Origin of the sequence: Yersinia massiliensis CCUG 53443, from assembly GCF_000312485.1 — a bacterium.
GTDB lineage: Bacteria > Pseudomonadota > Gammaproteobacteria > Enterobacterales > Enterobacteriaceae > Yersinia > Yersinia massiliensis.
The window spans coordinates 1728763-1747610 of the sequence record NZ_HE997643.1; the positions used below are offsets into that span (position 1 = coordinate 1728763).

Below are 18848 nucleotides of genomic sequence, written 5' to 3' on the forward strand. Positions count from 1 at the left end.
AAATGGTTTACCAGAGCAATTATTGGACCGAATAGATACCTAAATTAACATTGCCTAATGTTACCCCCGCTTTTTACGCCCTTTCTTCACCACGGTCTTAACTACTTTTAAATTCAATGATGTAGAGGGTATTTCCCCCTCCGGCATATCCGGCTGCTCAATCGGGAAAATGGGCAATGCGGCCAACAATCTCGAACCATAACCCTTGGTTATTAATCGTCGGTCATAGATAACAATTTCACCATGGCATTTATGGCTTCGGATCAACCGTCCAACTTGCTGGATCAAGTTAAACGAGGCGCTCGGCAAGCTTTGCACTTCGAATGGGTAGCGTTTCAATGATTTTAACCATTCGCCTTCCGTAAGAATCACTGGGCTATCAATCGGTGGGAATGATATTTTGTGAATATGGACTTGAGTCAGTAATTCACCTTTTAAATCCAACCCTTCAGCGAAGGATTGCAGGCCAATCAATACGCTAGCCGTGCCACTTTTCACCCGTTTTCGGTGCTCTTCGACCAGCCGATATCGTGGTTGATCCCCCTGCACCAACAGCATCAACCGTAAATCGGTGACATGGCTAAGGAAGGTTTGCATCGCTCTGTGGCTGCTGAACAGAATCAGCATTCCCTTATGCCGCCCGCTGGCTTGCTGCGCGCGGAAGAAATACGCCATCTCAGTTAGATGCTCAGCTTCATTGGCCATGGTTGGCTCAAAACGCATTTTGGGGATGACCAGTTTCCCTTGATCAATATGATTGAATGGCGACGATAGCGCTTCAAATCGGTCGCCGCCCTTTTCGCTCAAACCACTGAGTTCCTGTAGGCGACCAAAACTGTTCAGTGAACGTAACGTCGCTGAAGTCACAATCACATGGGGGACTTTACGCCAAAGCATTTTATCAAGCTGATCACTGACGCGGATGCCCACACAGTGAAAATAGAGATGCGTTTGATTCTCGCGATATTCGCGGGTGACCCACTTTGAAATCGGGGCGTTCGACGCTTTAGCCATCGCGGCCAAACGCCACAGTTTGCTCATCGCCTCAAGATAGCCCAGCGTCCGACTCATTTGGATAATCGCGCGGTGTAATCGGACAATGTCGTGCTTACCCGTTTGTTCACTCAAATCATTGAGGACAAACTCAGCCAAGCCCCGTAACGCATCGGTTAACTTGAATAACTTGGCGCAGTCTTCCGTCAAACTATCGGGCAGTTCACCCATTTCGAAACGGTACACTGCGGGGTTGCCTTCAGCAGGCAACAGTTGACTCACTTGCTGCTCCACACTCAACATCAGTTCGCGTAGTTGCTCGCAATGATCTTTCAAGCGCTCCGGATTCGATAAGCTGGGAGGATTCTTCGGCCGATACTGCACCATGCATTGATCCACCAACCGTACAATCATATCCAACTGCATATTGGCGAAAACAGCGGTGATCTCACCTTCGATTTCAAGAGCATCGCGTGCCACATCAGGCAAGTGGTGGCCTTCATCCAACACCAACAAGAGCTCTTTGGGATTGGGCAACACAGATTCCGTTTCCAATGCCGCCATCACTAAAGCGTGGTTTGCGACCACAACATCAGCACTTTCAATCTCTTTACGGGCAATAAAAAATGGGCATTCACGAAAATAGTGACAATTACGCCCGAGGCAGTTGGCCTTATCGGTACTCAGTTTTGCCCACAAGCTATCACTAAGTGATAACTGATGATGGTCGCGTAACCCATCCCAAACATGGCTGTTCAATGACTTAGTGAGTGCCAAGCAGGTTGCTTGCTCTTCGCCATTAGCGGGTGCAAGTTCATCACCGAGAAACAACGATAGGTCACCCTGCCCAGAAACATCCGTGCACATCGCAGCCAAATTACGCGGACAGACATACCGCCCGCGCCCAAAGGCTCCGGTGAACTTAAGGTCGGGAATAATCTTCTTTAGCAGTGGCAGATCTTTGCTGTAAATCTGGTCCTGTAATGCCACGTTCGCGGTACTGACCACCAACGGCTTACTTTCGGCTCGCCCAACCGCAATACCGGGAATCAGATAGGACAACGTTTTGCCAACGCCCGTCGGCGCCTCAATGGCTAAATGGCGGCCAGCATCTCCCGCCAGTGTTTTTGCCACTTCGGCTATCATCTGGCGCTGTGGTGCGCGAGAAATAAAATCGGGGATCTGCTGCGAAAGCGCCTTATACCACTGACTTATTTGTTCTTTTACTGCTGGGGATAACGCCATGCATATCTTATCTAAACTGAATGTTGCCCTATTGTCCCATACCACAAGGCTTACGTCAGCCTGAAAGGCGGCTTGTTCGCCGTTGAATTTTGCAGCGTTGTAGCTGAAATCTGCTGCTTGCGCAAATGACAGTAAGATGAAATTTACGGAATGTTGCCGTTATTTATGATTTGTCATAAATCTATCACACAGATGCGGTAAAAATTCTGCGCTGGACGAATTCAGACAGATATTGAATACAGCAAAAAATTCTACCATTCGCGTTTTTTCAAATAAGAGAAACAGGGCAAAATATGAAACGTAATATTCTGGCAATCCTAGTACCGGCTTTATTAGTTGCCACCACTTCACATGCAGCAGAAATTTATAATAAAGATGGTAACAAACTTGATTTATACGGAAAAGTAAAAGCACTGCATTACTTCTCAGACAATAATAAAAGTGATGGTGATAAATCTTACGTCCGTTTTGGATTTAAAGGTGCCACAAAAATTACTGACCAACTGACCGGTTACGGCCAGTGGGAATATAACATTGCAGCTAACTACGCTGAAAGCCAAGAAACAAAAGATAATAAAACACGTTTAGCATTTGCTGGTTTACGTTACGGTAATTTAGGCTCTATTGACTATGGTCGTAACTACGGCGTGTTATATGACGTCGCCGCTTGGACCGATATGCTGCCTGAGTTCGGTAACGACAGCTACACCCGAACTGATAACTTTATGACTGGCCGTACAACAGGCGTGGCAACGTATCGCAACACCGACTTCTTCGGTTTGGTTGATGGCCTGAAGTTCTCCCTGCAATATCAAGGTAAAAATGGCAGCGAGGCGGATAGCAACAACGGCCGTGCTGACATGACCAAACAAAATGGCGACGGCTTCGGCATGTCTTCCAGTTACGAGATTGGCGCAGGTGTGAGCGTAGGCGCTGCCTTTGCTTCATCTAACCGTACCACCGCGCAAAAGAACGGTAACTTCGGTAAAGGTGATAAAGCTGACGCTTGGACCACTGGCCTGAAATATGATGATAACGGTGTTTATCTGGCCGCAATGTATGCTGAAACCCGTAATATGACGCCGATTTCTGGTACTGCGGTAATTAATAACGTATCAACCAGCGTCAGTGGTTTTGCTAATAAAACACAGAACGTAGAAATCGTTGCACAATACCTGTTCGATTTCGGCTTAAAACCTTCATTGGCCTATATTCAATCTAAAGGCAAAGATATCGAAGGTATCGGTGATGCAGATTTAGTTAAATATGTTGATATCGGCGCTTCTTATTACTTCAATAAGAACATGTCCACTTACGTTGATTATAAAATCAACCAACTGAATGATGATAACAAACTGAAATTGAATACAGACAACGTTATTGCTGTCGGTTTGGTTTATCAGTTCTAATCACGTTATATCGGTATTATCCTCATTGTCTTACTGTTTAAATGCTTCAATGTGATCTGTGAATTTAATGAGTTATCTTTCATTATGCCGGGATATTTCCCGGCTTTTTTTATGATACATAACCCAAAAGCACTCACCGTAGAGCACGATAGGCGAGCTATTGAGCAGCCGTCACCGCCAATAACGTCGTATCACGTAATGCCTCAACAACCGCACCTTTTCGTTTCGCTTCTTGTTTTCCATCCGTGAATGAAAAATCTGCCTGCTGGACCCAGCTTGGACAGCGCTTGATACATCATGCCTAAAGTGTTTTTTTGCTTCATATGTAGTACAGATTATGTCACTGGTCATGTACCTTTAGGTGCTTATATTTAAGAATAACCCTCTGTTTTAGTGCAAAATTTAGACGAAAAACTAAAACAAAAAAAAATGATAAAAACCTTTGCTAACCATCGCTATTCTCATGTTTACTGATGCCTCTGTGTTTTACCGCCCTTTCTTTGTTGAAGAACTATGTTAAAGCAAAATAGCCGTAATTTGTGGTTGCTGATCGGTTCACTGTTCACCTTATATTTCGTTTGGGGTTCAACTTATCTGGTCATTCGTATCGGTGTGGAGAGTTGGCCGCCGTTGATGATGGCAGGCTTACGCTATCTGATTGCAGGGGTCCTGCTGTTCAGTTTCCTTGCCATCCGAGGCCATGCCCTGCCGACTTTGCGCCAATGGATGGGAGCCAGTGCAATTGGCATTTTATTATTGGCAATCGGTAATGGGCTTGTCACCATCGCCGAGCACCAGCATGTCCCATCGGGTATTGCTGCTGTCATGGTCGCCACCGTACCACTATTCACACTCTGCTTTAGCATGTTGTGGGGGATGCGCAATACAAAACTAGAATGGGCAGGGATTGCCCTCGGTTTGGTCGGCATCATATTACTGAATACAGGTAGCAATTTATTGGGTAACCCTATGGGAGCCGTGCTGATATTACTCGCTTCCGCCAGTTGGGCCTTTGGCTCCGTTTGGAGTTCACGCCTAGCATTGCCAACGGGTGCCATGTCAGGCGCAGCGCAGATGTTAGTTGCTGGGGTTGTACTGTTATTGGCCAGTACCTTTAGTGGCGAAGAGTTAGAACAAATGCCCTCGACGGGTGGCATTCTCGCGTTACTTTACTTGATTGTTTTCGGTTCGATGCTGGCAATCAGCGCTTATATGTTTTTGTTGAAAAATGTTCGCCCAGCGGTCGCCACCAGTTATGCCTATGTGAACCCCGTCGTTGCAGTGTTGCTAGGCATTGGTTTTGCTGGCGAAAGCTTGTCGGTGACCGAATGGTGTGCATTGGCCGTGATTGTCTCTGCCGTCGTCTTAGTGACGCTGGGGAAATTTCTGTTTAAGCCGCGTTAATCTTTTCGCATCAAGAATGCAACACAGTTGTTTCATTGAGTGAACAGGCTATAATTCCCGCTGGTTAGATAAAAAGTGAAAATAATTATGCTGAGAAAAGCACTCATTATCCTGATTGCAGTCATGGCTCTGAGTTCATTAGGTGGCGTTTTTCTGGCTGGGCTGAACATCTACACTCGTTCAACCACCCCGCAGGAAACTGAAAACGTAGAATCCTCCCCAGTGCCTGATGTTGGCCCTGAAGGCTTATCCAACAATGGCCACGAGTCTCCTTAGACCTCCATTCCATCACACGGAGTAATGTCTACTCCGTGTGATTAATGGTAAAACGGTCGCTGCGACAACTTCTTCAGTATTCAAATCTACTTTTTCAGTACCCAAATCTATTCCTTCAGTACCCATATATAGTATTGCCCGTCTTTCTGTTCCGAACCTTCCAGAATTTTTTCGAATCCTGGGAAGTGCTGTCCCCAATCAGCTAAGCTGCGGATATAACACAACCACGGCTCATCATCACGGCCAAAGCTCTCTCCCGGCATCACAATCGGAATACCCGGTGGGTAGGGAATCACCCCAACAGCAGAAATACGCCCTGCTAATTTATCCAGAGGCAGCAGTTCACAGCGCCCCGCCATTTGGGCTTGAAAAGCGTGTCGAGGCAAGGTTTCTGGCGAGGGTAACTGACTAAATGCTGTCGCCTGTAACTTATCCATTTCACTGACTTTCATGTAAGAAAACATGCTGTCACACAATGTTTTCAGACCCAAGTGTCCGTATTGTTGCGGATAATTTTTTGCGAGATTAGGCAGACAAATTGACAGGGGTGTATTGCTGTCATAATGCTGCTTGAACTCCAATAACACGTTGATTAACGTCCCCCACTTCCCTTTAGTCACCCCGACTGAAAATAGGCACAACACCATAAAATCAGTCGTTCGTGAAGGAACTATCCCTCTCTGTCCGAGGAATTCAGTCACAATAGCGGCAGGAATCCCCTTATCCATTAAAGAGCCATCATCTCCCATTCCCGGGACCATAATGCCGGCTTTGATAGGGTCCAACATGCACCAGTCATCCTCCAGTTGATCAAAACCATGCCACAACTCACCCGGTTTGAGCACCCAACAGCTTGGATCGGTAGCAAGCTGTTCTCTAGACGCTTGCGCAAAAGGAATTTTTTTACCGCTCTTACTTTCAGTGATTTCCGGCGGATTCCAAGGCTTAAAGAACCACTCACCTTGTTTAGCAAAAACATCATGTGCACGCGCCAGTGCTAAACGGAAATCAACCGCCTCTTCAATGACCTCTTGTGTGAGCATCTCACCTTGTTCGCCCTCCATCATCGCCGCACCGACTTCATTGGCAGCGATAATGGCATAGAGTGGCGAGGTAGTGGATTGCAGCATATAGGACTCATTAAAGCGTGAGTGTTCAATCGGTTTCTTGCCATTCCTCACATGGATATAGGAAGCCTGAGATAATGCTGCGAGCAATTTATGTGTCGATTGCGAGGCAAAGACAGTCGGCCCTTTCGGGCTATGGTCAGCCGCCGACCCACGCATAGCAAAGCGATCGCGGTAAAGAGGATTGAAGCGCGCATAGGCATACCATGCCTCATCAAAATGGATTTGATCGACACTTTTCGCCAGCAGTTCCTCAGCCTGCTTCGCGTTGTAACACATGCCGTCATAGGTACAATTGGTGATCACCGCATAGACAGGCTTTTGACCCGAAGCCATCCCACTTAACGGATTTTGAGTGATTTTCTTGGTAATGGCGGCAGGTTGAAATTGTGCTTTGGGAATAGGACCGATTATCCCGTAGCGGTTGCGTGTTGGGATAAAGAATACCGGCAATGCACCGGTTAATACCAAGCCCTGCTCGATGGATTTATGACAATTTCGATCACACAGCGCAATCTGTCTATCACCCACTACCGCCGTCATAATGGCGCGATTTGAACCCGAAGTCCCATTTAGCATTGAGTAACTGATGTGTGCGCCAAAAATTTGCGCCACGTAAGACTCTGACTCTTTTATTGGCCCACTGTGATCAAGTAACGATCCCAATGCCGCACGCTCAATGCCGGTATCTGAGCGAAATAAATTTTCGCCAAAGAAATCCAAAAACTCTCGCCCCACGGCACTTTTGCTAAATGCTACGCCCCCCTGATGCCCCGGTGCTGCCCACGAGTATTCAGGGTTGTCTTCCGTATACTGCAATAGGGCTTTGGTGAAGGGAGGTAATAGCTGTTGGTAATATTTGTTTATGAGTGCTTTCGCTCGAGCAGCAATAAACTCCGACGTATCTTCATGCATCCACACAAACTCATTGACCAGCTTCATGGTATCTAAATTCAAGCTATCAATGCAGGAATGCTCTGCCATCAATAACACTGGGATAGATTTATTGCGGCGACGAATATCTTGCAGCAGAGCAAATGCTTGACTGTGGGATTCATCATCATTTCCTCCAGCCGTCCAATCGACAAAAATACAGCACAGTGAAGCATCAGAGGCCACCGTGGCCCTACCGTCTTCAAATGATGAGGCAGCAATGACATTAAAATTGATATCATCTAATGCAATAATGAGTTCATTAACCGCGCGACCATTGGCAGTATTAAAATCACAAATATTACTGTCGACGACCAAAATATTACGCTTTCTGTGACTACTTAAATCAATCATCGTCTTTGTCCTTATTCGCTATGACTTATCACCTACTGGTAATCGGTCCGTTCCGAAATTACTGAGCATTTTTAGCAGATGAATCGAGCGGGAATGGGTTTTTATGAGTACGGTTATAATTGAAGGTATAGAGAGCCGTGATAATCATTAGAGTAACGAATGACCACATCACCTGTTCGGCTCCTGAACCGACCACAGCCCAAATACAATAGATAAAAGCGATCAGTGTAATGCAGAGATATGTTCTTGATTGTGTTCCTAAATGACCATGACCAACCAGCAGCAAAGCGGCGCAGGTATAAAGATAGGGAACCAACGTGAAAATAACCGAAACAGATGATACAAGGCCAAACTCTTTGGCGGCATTCGGTGAAATACTGCAAATTTGGAAAATTGTCATCAGGACGCCGATGATCAATAATCCAGCAACAGGTGTCCCTGCCTTATTGACCTTACCGAAAATCGGCGGGAACAATTTATCATCAGCAGCGGCTTTAGCGGTTTGACCTGCCACTAATGTCCAACCACCCAGCGACCCTAAACACCCTAACGCCGCGCAGAGTGAAACAATTGCCCCCGCAGTGTCGCCCAAAGCCAGGCGAGCAGCATCACCAAAAGGCGATGCTGAAACACGCAACTGCGCATTGGGGATCATACCCATGATGACGGTGCTCGAAAGGACGTAGGACACGGCAGCAATCAACACGCCACCAATAGTGGCAATTGGCACGTTACGCTTTGGATTTTTCACGACACCAGCAGCCACCGAAGCCGTTTCTACCCCGATAAACGACCACAATGTCACGTTTAAGGTACTTTGAATCGCCCCTAACGACCCCAAACCGCTGACATTCCATGCTGCCATATAGGTTTCGCCTTTGAACCAAAACCAACCAAATAAAGCAACGCCTACAATCGGTATTAGTGCCAGTGACGTGGCGACCGCCTGCACGCGAGTAATCATTTTAGGCCCGATAATATTAAGCCCAACAAATATCCATAGAATAACAATACAGGTAATCGTTAATACCATAGGCTCTTTCAATATTGGGAAGAAATAGCTGAGGTACCCCACGCCAATAACAACCATCGCAATATTGCCAATCCAACATGCTAGCCAGTAAAGAACGTTAGTTTGATAACCTAAAAATGGACCAAACGCACGCCGTGCATAAGCATAAGATCCCCCAGGGCTATCATCTAGAGATGACATCTTGGCATAAACCATTGATAGTGCTAATGCGCCTATAATGGTGACCAGCCACCCCCATATTGCAATCCCCCCCGTTGAGGCTAAATTTGCCGGTAACAAAAATACACCTGAGCCCATTATATTTCCTGCAACCATTAAGGTGACAGGAATAAGGCCCACTTTTTGATCATCTGTAGACATAGGTAATCCTTACAAACGTCTATAAAAGAATAAAAAATAATGATGAGTATTTCCCGCACCTATAAAGGTAGCTGATATAAGCTATAAATAAAGCAACGTAAAGATATAAATAATTCTATTTTTTATTGAGGTATTTTTATTTAATCCAATAACATTAATTAATAAATTAAAAATATTGATAGTAATTAAAATGAAAAATAATTATCCAATAGAATTATAAGTGCAATGTTAATATGTACTCTAAAGTGTTATTACCCCTGATGTAAAAGCAGTTGCTTGCATCTGCCGAATAGCGTCATAAGCTGACCACGGTATTTCGCTAAATGAATTGATCAATAACCTATCCTTGGCTGACCTAGCCTCTGGTGCCTCAACTGTGGCGCGAATAGCCTGCCGTAATCGGATAAGTTGCTCTTCAGATGTCAACAATGAGGTAATGAGAGGTAACCCTGGCACGGCCTGCGTTTGCGCTATTATCTTTAAACCCGTTACGGCTGAGGGGTTCTCTCGTTGTAATAGCGCAAAGCTAACACAGTCTATCGCAGCGATATCGGCTTGATGTCGCCGAATCATTTCAATTGATTGGCTATGGCTCCCAGAAGCAAAACTTTGGGAAAAAAAGTGCCCATTGATAGCCAGCGGCGTAATTAATGCCCGCAGTGCATTGTAACCAGACTGCGAATCTATGCTGTTATAGGCCACTCGCCGATGGCGAAAATCAGCCAATTCCTGCCCAGCTTCATCGTCTCGCACCACAACTAAACTTCGATAATAGGCGCCTGAGCAATAAGGTGATTGATAGCTAAATACACCCACTAGCTGCACATGTTGCTGCAATAATGTTACCAGCGGGAAGCCACACGTCTGGCTCAAAAGCAATTTAGGGTCACGCCAGTGTTGCAGTAAATCTGAAGGCCAGACTAATTGTTCATCCGTTTTCGCGACACCATCACGGCGCAATTGGTACAGCAACTGTTGCCCAAAAGGCAGCACGTCCTGTGGTTGGACACCATACATAGGAAGCGAGATCAACATTGGCACTCTCTACTTATCTGAATGAAAAAAATTATCTGAGTGATAAAAATAAGGCTGTCAGTTACGCGTTATTACAGAGAGCATTTGTAATTCTCGCCAACGTGATAATCGACGGCTCAAACGCGAAAGGATCATATCCGTAATAATCGCTAGCAATGCCACAACAACCGCACCCTGAATAACGTAGGCGGTATTAAAGCCACTCAAACCGATAATGATAGGAGACCCCAAGGTTTTCGTTCCAACCGTTGAGGCGATTGCGGCTGTTCCAATATTGATAATGACCGACGTTCGGATGCCCGCCACAATAACAGGTGCAGCCAGTGGTAATTCGACTCGCCACAAAATTTGCCGAGCACTCATGCCGACCCCTTGCGCGACTTCTCGGATATCTCTGGAAACAGACTCAATACCCGTGATGGTTCCCTGCAAGATAGGCAATAAACCATAGAGTACTAAAGCAATAATGGCGGGTTTCTCGCTAAACCCCATCACGGGAACGGCAATGGCGAGAACAGCAACAGGGGGAAAAGTCTGCCCCATCGCGACAACGGTTTCGACAACAGAACGAAACTCTTTCCCTGCGGGTCGTGTCACTGCAATACCCGCGCTGACACCGATTAACACGGCAATTATGCTTGAGATAAGCACTAACAAGATGTGGGCAACGACCAGTGACCAAAATGTGTCTTGTACATAAATCGGTCTATCGAGTTCAGGGAATAAAGCGGCAAAAAAGCCGTGTAACGACGTCATCCCAAAGACCAAGCACCCAAGCAAAAGTACTGCCCAGCACAGAGGGTCGGTTAGCCAACCCACGAACCTGGATATTTCGCGTTTAGAGGCAGACTTTTTTATGTCGCTGACTTTAGTCGGTCCCAATTTCACAGCTTCTCCTTATCTGCCACCAAGTTATCAGCCACCAAATCGGCAAAATAAAGCACGCCCAATGGCTGCCCATGCTCGTCAGCGACAGGCAATTTATCGGTCTGGCGTGACACAAACAGGGAGAGCGCTTCACGTAGGCTGGTTGTCCCCAATATCGGCTGGCCCATCAGGGTTTCACCGCGTCTGACCCGATGTTCAGCCCGCCCAAGCGATAACAACTTAATACCGAGATCGCTGCGGCCAAAAAAATCACGAACGAAATCATTGGCGGGCTTCGTTAGCATTTCAAGCGGCGTTCCTTGTTGAACCACTCGTCCTTCATCCATCAAAACAATGCGATCAGCCAAGCTCAACGCTTCATCAATATCATGGGTGACCAAAACGATAGTTCGACCGGATAGTTGATGGATGCGGGTTATTTCGAACTGTAGGGCGGAACGAGTCACTGGGTCTAGCGCCCCAAAAGGTTCGTCCATTAATAGCACTTCAGGATCAGCCGCCAAGGCTCGAGCAACACCGACACGCTGTTGCTGACCGCCAGAGAGTTGATGAGGATAGCGATGAAGAAATTGTTCCGGATCCAACTGCAATAGCTCGAGTAATTCGGTAACACGGTGGCGGATACGGTCTTGTGGCCACTTCAGTAACTGGGGGACAGTCGCGATGTTACGCTCTACCGTCCAGTGCGGAAACAGACCTATTGACTGAATGGCATAGCCCATCCGCCGCCGGATATCTTCTGGTTTATAGCGACGAATCTCTTCACCGGCAAAATGGATTTCTCCTTCATCATGTTCAATCAACCGGTTAATCATTTTCAGCGTGGTCGACTTTCCGGAGCCTGAAGTTCCAATCAGTACGGTGAACTCGCCCTTCGCAATCTGCAACGTCAGGTTGTCTACCGCCCGCTTACCGGCAAAATATTTGCTTACCTGATGGAAATGAATCATCGATGTGAAGTATCCATAAAAATAACAATGAATTTAAACAGTGAGTCAACCATGACCGCCATCACTATCACGGGGATAACGCCCAATAGCACTAAATCCAATGCGCTGCTGAGTAACCCTTGAAACATAATCGCACCTAAACCGCCCGCCCCAATCAGTGCCGCCACGACAGCAAGGCCCACCGTTTGCACAGCAATAATGCGAATGCCAGATAAAATAAGTGGCATCGCGATAGGGACTTGTACCCGAAAAAAAAGCTGGCTACGGGTCATCCCCATCCCTTGAGCTGATTCAACCACACTGTCAGGGACAGACTCTAGACCTGCGACCACACTGCGAACTAATGGCAAGAGCGCATAAAGCACCAGTGCGACAATAGCAGGAGCCAGACCAATGCCACTCACACCCTGTTCTGCCAGCCATGGGATAGCGGCAGCTAGCCCTGCTAGAGGTGCAATGAGCAAGCCAAACAGAGCGATAGAGGGAATGGTTTGAATAATATTCAACGTTGAAAAAATGGCACTTTGAAAGCGAACAGAGCGATAGCAGAGTAACCCCAAAGGAATGCCTATCAGTACGGCGGGGACTAGCGTAGCGAATAGAATCTGGAGGTGTTGCCATAGGGCATCATCAAACACATCTTGTCGATTAACGTACTCTTTCATTAAAGACAGTTGATCAAGTTGCCCCGTGGCTAACAAGACAACAACCGGCAATACCAACATGACATTCGCCAGACTCCGCCAAACGGGGTTAACAATGGCACGGGACAAACTATCGACCGCAATCAATAGGCCAAACCCGCTCATCAGCCAGAATCCACCGCCGAGTGAAGTGCGAGCAAGGCTCTCTTCCCCTCCCGTTAGTTGAAGAGCAGTACGTCCCGCCAGCAGCAATAGGCCAAATAACAGCATTTCAGCAACGAGAACCGTTGACCAATGCAGCAAAAGAGTTTGTTTAACGAAAGAGAAGGCGAACAGTATCACTATCGGAATTAACAACCACCACACTTGCCCCGTTAGCAACGACGTAAATGAAATTCCTTGCCCAGAAATCAACCGATTTGGAGCGTGACTGACAAAAGAAAGTCCTCCTCCTGACAGGACCAACATCACCACCATTGTTAGCAGGACTCGGTTTTTAACAGCCATAAAAATCCATCTCCATGACAGGTAATCAGTATCGTCGAAAAGTATTACCTGTGTATTTAATGGCGCTATCGCGTTGCTTGCGACAGCACCATCCCTTAATTTCCACCGTTATCCTTTAACGAACCCTTTTTCTTTCAGATAATTAGCAGCAACTTTTTTTGCATCTTGGCCTTCAACCGCAATACGAGCATTCAATTTTTGTAGCGTTGGCCCGTCAAGAGTGGCAAATACCGGATTGAGTAAAGCGGGTATTGTTGGATGCGCTTTTAATGTAGCTTCGCGGATGATAGGGGTAGGTGCATAAATAGGTTGCACACCTTTGGTGTCTTCCAGTGTTTGTAAGCCCAAAGCCGCGACAGGGCCATCGGTGCCATAAGCCATGGCCGCATTCACACCAGAGGTTTGCTCGGCAGCGGCTTTAATCGTCACAGCCGTATCGCCGCCAGCCAATGAAAGCAGTTGGTCTTGGTTCAATTTAAAACTATAGGCTTGCTGGAAGGCAGGTAAAGCATCAGGGCGTTCGATAAATTCTGCCGAGGCTGCCAACTTAAATTTCCCACCTGCATTAATCCATTTACCCAAATCTTCAAGCGTTTTCAAATTGTTTGCTTGGGCTAAATCTTGGCGCACGGCAATGGTCCAAGTGTTGTTCGCTGGTGCAGGCTGGAGCCAGACCAACTTATTTTTCTCGTAATCGAGCGCTTTGACTTTTTCGTATCCGGCTTTGCTATCTTTCCAAGCGGGATCGTTTTCATCAGAGAAGAAAAATGCACCATTGCCAGTGTATTCAGGGTAAATATCAACCTCACCCGCAGTGATAGCGCTGCGTACAACTTTAGTCGTGCCCAACTGTGATTTGTTAGTGGTTTTTATCCCATTAGCATCGAGAACCTGCACAATAATATTGCCCAATAATGAGCCTTCAGTATCAATTTTTGAACCGACACGGACCGTGTCCGCTGCCTGAGATACGCCACTAAATGCCGCTATCATCACTGCAAGCAGCGCAAAAATCCCGCTACGGGGTAGGGTCTTTGCCATGTTTACCTCTATATGCTCAAGGGTGAGTAAAAATTGAATTGTTAGCGTCTATCGAATGTGGGTATCTACCCGATTTGAAGAGAACAGCCACCATTAACATGTCAGTAACCATAATAGATTTAGTCTAAAACAAACCAAATAACCAATTGATATCAATTATATTATTCGTACAAGATGGGCTCACCACCACGAGCCAAAATACAAATAAAACTATAATTATTAATTAGTTAAGCTGTAACTCATCATCATAAAGTTCATGTTAAGATGACACCAAACACTGTATATAACAACAGTTTATTTAAAATAAATAGCAAGATTGGGATAAGCATCGCAGTCAAAACAACTCATTGATTAGCTGTTTTCAATTGAAGGCGAGCGGTGGGCACCACTTTCAATTCCTCTGGGCTGCTCTCGCTCTATCGGCGCATTCTCTACGCTGGCGTAAAATGGATGTACTTGGATTTCCAACGCGGTAACCGCATAGTCTTCAAGCCACTGAGCATAGCCGTGAACAACAAATTGCTCGCTGCGATGCTGGTATTCAATACGATTTTCGAGATAAATCTGTCTCAGCCCATACCAAGGCAAGGAGGGTAAATCATGGTGGACGAGATGGTAATTGAGGTTGAGAAATAGCAGACGCCAAGGCCATGCAGCCTCATTCAATGTTGAGCGTGCGGCACTGTTTTTAACAGCGCGATGTTCAAAAAAAGACCTAATTTTGGTTAAGCTTAGCGCGGGATAACTCACGACCAGAAGATAAAAAAGCGTCGAAATACCATAGCTTGCCATCCACTGAAACAAGCACAAAAGTAATGCTAAATGGATCACCCACATGATGATGGTTTGGCGATCACCTGAATAGCAGGCACGGCCAGCACTACGGATTGTGCCAATGATATCCAATGCAGGTCCGAGCATTAATCTGCCAAGGAAAGTATTGTTAATCCGCACTATATGTTTGAAAAATGAAGAAAAATGATTCCACTGCGATGTTGAATAATAGTAACTCTCAGGATCCTTTTCTGGATGAGTCAAATCGTCATCGCGGTGGTGCTGAATATGTGAATCACGATAGAGACCATAGGGATACCAGACAGCGAGAGGTAACGTCCCAAAGAGTTGATTAACGCGCCGCCAAGGCGTGGGATGCCCATGGATCAACTCATGTTGCAATGACATATACCATGCACTCAGCAAGATGAGTAGCACGCTCCCCATCACCGTACCCAATTGTTGCCAATGAATCACGGTGCTAAACCACCCAGTGTAAATGACACCGATGAGTAACCAAGTCGGCAACTCCAATCGCCATACCCAAGAGCGCGATAATGTCAGTATTCGTGCCCGCTGTTGCTCACTCAGGTAGTGAGCAACGCTTGCAGAACGATAGTCAGATTGGTGGTCCACAGTTGGCATATTTTGAGCTCATACATGGCATAATGAGCGCCAGTATTCATTGAATTATGCCCATGGCTAACCAACTTAAAACACTTTCTATAGCTAAAAAATGTCTATTTAAACTTCTCTCCAGCGCTTTTCGTGTGCTGAGACAGCAATAGCATCCAGTACTGTAGAGACTTTCCAACCCTCTTCAAAATCAGGCCACATACGATCCCCAGCGGCAATACCATTAATCAAATCGCGGATCTCGACCGTTTTTTGATCGTTAAAGCCAATCCCATGTCCTGCACTGACACAAAATGCCGCATAATCTGGATGCTGTGGTCCAGTGAGTATTGTTTTGAACCCTTGCCTTGCTTGCGGATCATCATGGCGATAGAGCTGCAACTCGGCCATACGTTCTTGTGAGTAGCTGATAGTCCCTTTGGTGCCAGTGACAACATAGGTCAGCCCCATTTTACGTCCACAAGCGATTCGTGAGGTCTCGATAGTCCCCATCGCGCCATTGGCGAAGCGTACCAACGCACTGGCTTGATCTTCATTTTCCACCGCTCTGCGTGATGATAGATTATTCGGATCGGGCCGCGCCTTTATGATGGTTTGCATATCACCCGAAACGCTCGTGATATCACCGACCAAATAGTGGGCCATATTAACAATGTGTGCCGCTAAATCGCCCAACGCCCCAAGTCCCGCCTGCGCTTTGGTGCAGTGCCAGTCTAAAGGTGTGAGGGGGTCAGCCAGATAATCTTCATTATGTGTACCGTAGAAATGCACTACCTCACCAATTTCACCGTTGGCAATAATCTCTTTGGCTAATTGGCTGGTCGGGTTTTTCATATAATTAAATCCCACCAGCGTTTTTATCCCTTTCGCATGGGCGGCATCGACCATTTCTTTGGCGTCTGAGGCATTTAGTGCCAGCGGCTTCTCAGAATAAACATGTTTGCCGTGACTGATCGCCGCCAACGCCATTTCTTTATGTAAGAAGTTAGGTGCGCAGATATCCACCACATCGATATTTGGATCAGCCACGAGTTCGCGCCAATTAGCGGTAGAGCGGGAAAACCCAAATTCTGTGGCGCGCTGTTGAGCCAATTCAGGTGTGACCTCTGCTAGCATTTCCAATACTGGCAGCCCTTTTAATGGGAAAACAGTCGCAACCTGTGCGTAAGCAATGGCATGGCAGCGACCAATATACCCTGTACCAATGAGGCCAATTCGAACCTTTTGCATCCTATCTCCTCCAGCCTGTTTATAGATAATGGCCCTAATAAAGCGTTTTACTTGCCACTGTTTATACGAAATTTAAATTTCACCATCAAGATGGAAATGGAATAGAAAACTCATTTTGCGAAGTGCGACTAGATTTAATTTATCTCCCATGAAATTTGCATTAGGAAGGACTTAAACTCTGTACTCAGCTCGCAAAAACAGCCATTCAGTATGAATTAAAGGTCGAATAATTCGGTTAAAGGTATCGATGAAAATAAAATTCCAAAAAATGCGATAGGTTACGCATCACTGATAAGTCGGGGTTTCAATCACATAGTTTCGTTATATAGTGGGCAACACGCTGATGCGATCACACATTCGCCTCTTGATCATTTTGATAGGTAAACCGCTATGAACTCACCTTTTATGGTTACGCCGCAATGGCTGGCAGAACATAAGCACGATGCAAAGATCGCTATTCTGGATGCCAGAATGTCACCGCCAGGATTGGTACCTAAAAGGGATATTCAGGCTGAGTTTGAACAGGGGCATATTCCTGGCGCTGTTTACTTTGATATAGATGCCATAGCCGATCACAGCACCAACTTGCCTCATATGGTGCCCTCCCCCCAACAGTTCAGTGAAATGGTCGGCCAGTTGGGGATCAGTGAGCAACATACTTTAGTTATTTACGATGATGGTAATCTCTTTTCCGCCCCACGAGTTTGGTGGACGTTCCGGATATTTGGTGCCAAAAACGTGCATATTCTGGCAGGCGGGATTAGCGGATGGCAGCAGGCAGGTTATGCATTAGAAAGCGGCCAGACTGCGCCTGCCCGCCAGACGTTCAATGCTCACTTTAATCACACCGCCGTCAAACACGTTGATGAGGTTGTCGCCGCACTTGGCGATAATGAGATACAGATTTTAGATGCTCGCCCTGCAGGACGGTATAAAGCGCAAGAACCCGAGCCTCGCCCCGGTTTACGCCTCGGGCGTATTCCCGGCAGCATCAACATTCCTTGGGGTAGTATGGTCGAAAATGGCAATTTGAAATCGCCACAGGCACTCGCCGCTATTTTTGCCGATCAAGGAGTGGATTTGACCAAGCCCATTATCACTAGCTGTGGCTCCGGCGTAACAGCCGCGGTGGTTGCGCTCGGTTTAGCGGCAGTGAATGCGTCATCCGTTTCACTTTATGATGGCTCCTGGGCGGAATGGGGGGCATCGGACGCTCTACCAATTGATGATACCCATCTCCCGTAGTCGTAGCTCAGATGGCGACCAATCCACGGACGCCATCTCGCTCCATATCAACCCCACGCCCTCGCTGAACAATTTTGCCACGAGACATCACTAAATAGTTATCGGCCAGCTCTGCGGCAAAATCGTAAAATTGCTCAACCAACAAAATAGCAATATCACCTTGGGCTGCCAGTTTTTTTATCACGACACCGATCTCCTTGATAACTGAAGGCTGAATTCCCTCGGTAGGCTCATCCAGAATCAATAATCGAGGCTGGCAAGCCAATGCACGACCAATCGCCAATTGTTGCTGTTGCCCACCGGATAAGTCCCCACCACGGCGATGCTGCATTTCTTGCAAGACAGGAAAGAGTTGGTAAATATTTTCCGGTACAGCCTTGCTCTGCGAGCTAGGGAAACGAGAAAGCCCGATTAAAATGTTTTCTTCTACCGTTAATCGAGGAAATATTTCTCGCCCCTGTGGTACATAAGCGATCCCGCCTTTTACCCGTTGATGCGGTGATTGATGGCTAATATTTTTACCTTCCCAAGTGATGCTGCCATTTTTAAGGGGGACTAATCCCATCAGGCACTTGAGCAAGGTGGTTTTACCAACGCCATTGCGGCCCAATAAACACGTCACCTCTCCCACCTCGGCCTCAAATGATAAACTACGCAAGATATGACTACCGCCATAATATTGTTCAAGTTCATTTACTTGCAGCATTTTTCACCCTCAAATAATCCGACCGTCATTGCCCATTAAAAGCGATATACCCCTTACG

General features: G+C 46.5%; 15 protein-coding genes. 4 read left to right on the forward strand and 11 right to left on the reverse strand.

The window, feature by feature from the left end:
* Positions 1–60: 60 nt before the first annotated feature.
* Positions 61–2238 carry an ATP-dependent DNA helicase DinG gene (dinG, locus tag BN68_RS07840; protein WP_019210614.1) on the reverse strand — a complete coding sequence of 726 codons (2178 nt, stop codon included), beginning with the start codon at positions 2236–2238 and terminating at the stop codon, positions 61–63.
* Positions 2239–2531: 293 nt separating this feature from the next.
* On the opposite strand from dinG, the gene ompF2 reads away from it, so the two are divergent.
* The 3 genes from ompF2 (at position 2532) to BN68_RS07855 (ending at position 5327) form a co-directional block, all read left to right on the forward strand.
* Positions 2532–3647, forward strand: a complete 1116-nt coding sequence (gene ompF2 / locus BN68_RS07845; protein ID WP_019210615.1) for a porin OmpF2 — start codon at positions 2532–2534, stop codon at positions 3645–3647.
* A 513-nt stretch (positions 3648–4160) separates the two neighbouring features.
* A complete protein-coding gene (yedA, locus tag BN68_RS07850; RefSeq protein ID WP_019210616.1) occupies positions 4161–5051 on the forward strand; it encodes a drug/metabolite exporter YedA in 891 nt (296 codons plus the stop codon).
* Between the two features lie 87 nt (positions 5052–5138).
* Positions 5139–5327 carry a hypothetical protein gene (locus tag BN68_RS07855; protein WP_019210617.1) on the forward strand — a complete coding sequence of 63 codons (189 nt, stop codon included), beginning with the start codon at positions 5139–5141 and terminating at the stop codon, positions 5325–5327.
* 107 nt (positions 5328–5434) lie between these two features.
* Here BN68_RS07855 and BN68_RS07860 read toward each other — a convergent pair whose 3' ends face one another.
* From BN68_RS07860 to BN68_RS07900, 9 genes are all read right to left on the reverse strand, one after another.
* Positions 5435–7741 carry an Orn/Lys/Arg family decarboxylase gene (locus BN68_RS07860; protein ID WP_019210618.1) on the reverse strand — a complete coding sequence of 769 codons (2307 nt, stop codon included), beginning with the start codon at positions 7739–7741 and terminating at the stop codon, positions 5435–5437.
* A gap of 58 nt (positions 7742–7799) precedes the next feature.
* Positions 7800–9134 carry an arginine/agmatine antiporter gene (gene adiC / locus BN68_RS07865; RefSeq protein WP_019210619.1) on the reverse strand — a complete coding sequence of 445 codons (1335 nt, stop codon included), beginning with the start codon at positions 9132–9134 and terminating at the stop codon, positions 7800–7802.
* 240 nt (positions 9135–9374) lie between these two features.
* Complete coding sequence (locus BN68_RS07870) at positions 9375–10169, reverse strand: phosphate/phosphite/phosphonate ABC transporter substrate-binding protein (RefSeq protein ID WP_019210620.1); 795 nt, start codon at positions 10167–10169, stop codon at positions 9375–9377.
* Positions 10170–10226: 57 nt separating this feature from the next.
* Complete coding sequence (locus BN68_RS07875) at positions 10227–10925, reverse strand: ABC transporter permease (RefSeq protein ID WP_081578797.1); 699 nt, start codon at positions 10923–10925, stop codon at positions 10227–10229.
* Positions 10926–11053: 128 nt separating this feature from the next.
* Entirely contained in the window at positions 11054–12007 is a 954-nt protein-coding gene (locus BN68_RS07880) for an ABC transporter ATP-binding protein (protein ID WP_019210622.1), read from the reverse strand.
* Positions 12004–13158, reverse strand: coding sequence for an ABC transporter permease (locus BN68_RS07885; RefSeq protein ID WP_019210623.1), 1155 nt, complete (start codon positions 13156–13158; stop codon positions 12004–12006). The genes BN68_RS07880 and BN68_RS07885 overlap by 4 nt, the downstream gene beginning before the upstream one ends.
* Positions 13159–13266: 108 nt before the next feature.
* Positions 13267–14199 carry a glycine betaine ABC transporter substrate-binding protein OsmF gene (osmF, locus tag BN68_RS07890; RefSeq protein WP_042806430.1) on the reverse strand — a complete coding sequence of 311 codons (933 nt, stop codon included), beginning with the start codon at positions 14197–14199 and terminating at the stop codon, positions 13267–13269.
* 351 nt (positions 14200–14550) lie between these two features.
* Positions 14551–15618 carry a fatty acid desaturase gene (locus BN68_RS07895; protein ID WP_019210624.1) on the reverse strand — a complete coding sequence of 356 codons (1068 nt, stop codon included), beginning with the start codon at positions 15616–15618 and terminating at the stop codon, positions 14551–14553.
* A gap of 99 nt (positions 15619–15717) precedes the next feature.
* Positions 15718–16839, reverse strand: a complete 1122-nt coding sequence (locus tag BN68_RS07900; RefSeq protein ID WP_019210625.1) for a Gfo/Idh/MocA family protein — start codon at positions 16837–16839, stop codon at positions 15718–15720.
* Between the two features lie 390 nt (positions 16840–17229).
* Between BN68_RS07900 and sseA the strand changes: the two genes are divergently transcribed.
* Positions 17230–18084, forward strand: coding sequence for a 3-mercaptopyruvate sulfurtransferase (sseA, locus tag BN68_RS07905; RefSeq protein ID WP_019210626.1), 855 nt, complete (start codon positions 17230–17232; stop codon positions 18082–18084).
* Positions 18085–18091: 7 nt separating this feature from the next.
* Here the strand turns inward: sseA and urtE are convergent, their stop codons facing one another.
* Complete coding sequence (gene urtE / locus BN68_RS07910) at positions 18092–18790, reverse strand: urea ABC transporter ATP-binding subunit UrtE (RefSeq protein ID WP_019210627.1); 699 nt, start codon at positions 18788–18790, stop codon at positions 18092–18094.
* Positions 18791–18848 lie beyond the last annotated feature (58 nt).

Coding starts and splice junctions, on each gene's coding strand:
- BN68_RS07875 (WP_081578797.1), bottom strand. CDS start 10,925: ATGACGTCGTTACACGGCTTTTTTGCCGCTTTATTCCCTGAACTCGAT.
- BN68_RS07870 (WP_019210620.1), bottom strand. CDS start 10,169: ATGTTGATCTCGCTTCCTATGTATGGTGTCCAACCACAGGACGTGCTG.
- osmF (WP_042806430.1), bottom strand. CDS start 14,199: ATGGCAAAGACCCTACCCCGTAGCGGGATTTTTGCGCTGCTTGCAGTG.
- BN68_RS07855 (WP_019210617.1), top strand. CDS start 5,139: ATGCTGAGAAAAGCACTCATTATCCTGATTGCAGTCATGGCTCTGAGT.
- BN68_RS07860 (WP_019210618.1), bottom strand. CDS start 7,741: ATGATTGATTTAAGTAGTCACAGAAAGCGTAATATTTTGGTCGTCGAC.
- dinG (WP_019210614.1), bottom strand. CDS start 2,238: ATGGCGTTATCCCCAGCAGTAAAAGAACAAATAAGTCAGTGGTATAAG.
- adiC (WP_019210619.1), bottom strand. CDS start 9,134: ATGTCTACAGATGATCAAAAAGTGGGCCTTATTCCTGTCACCTTAATG.
- BN68_RS07895 (WP_019210624.1), bottom strand. CDS start 15,618: ATGCCAACTGTGGACCACCAATCTGACTATCGTTCTGCAAGCGTTGCT.
- sseA (WP_019210626.1), top strand. CDS start 17,230: ATGAACTCACCTTTTATGGTTACGCCGCAATGGCTGGCAGAACATAAG.
- BN68_RS07880 (WP_019210622.1), bottom strand. CDS start 12,007: ATGATTCATTTCCATCAGGTAAGCAAATATTTTGCCGGTAAGCGGGCG.
- BN68_RS07900 (WP_019210625.1), bottom strand. CDS start 16,839: ATGCAAAAGGTTCGAATTGGCCTCATTGGTACAGGGTATATTGGTCGC.
- yedA (WP_019210616.1), top strand. CDS start 4,161: ATGTTAAAGCAAAATAGCCGTAATTTGTGGTTGCTGATCGGTTCACTG.
- ompF2 (WP_019210615.1), top strand. CDS start 2,532: ATGAAACGTAATATTCTGGCAATCCTAGTACCGGCTTTATTAGTTGCC.
- BN68_RS07885 (WP_019210623.1), bottom strand. CDS start 13,158: ATGGCTGTTAAAAACCGAGTCCTGCTAACAATGGTGGTGATGTTGGTC.
- urtE (WP_019210627.1), bottom strand. CDS start 18,790: ATGCTGCAAGTAAATGAACTTGAACAATATTATGGCGGTAGTCATATC.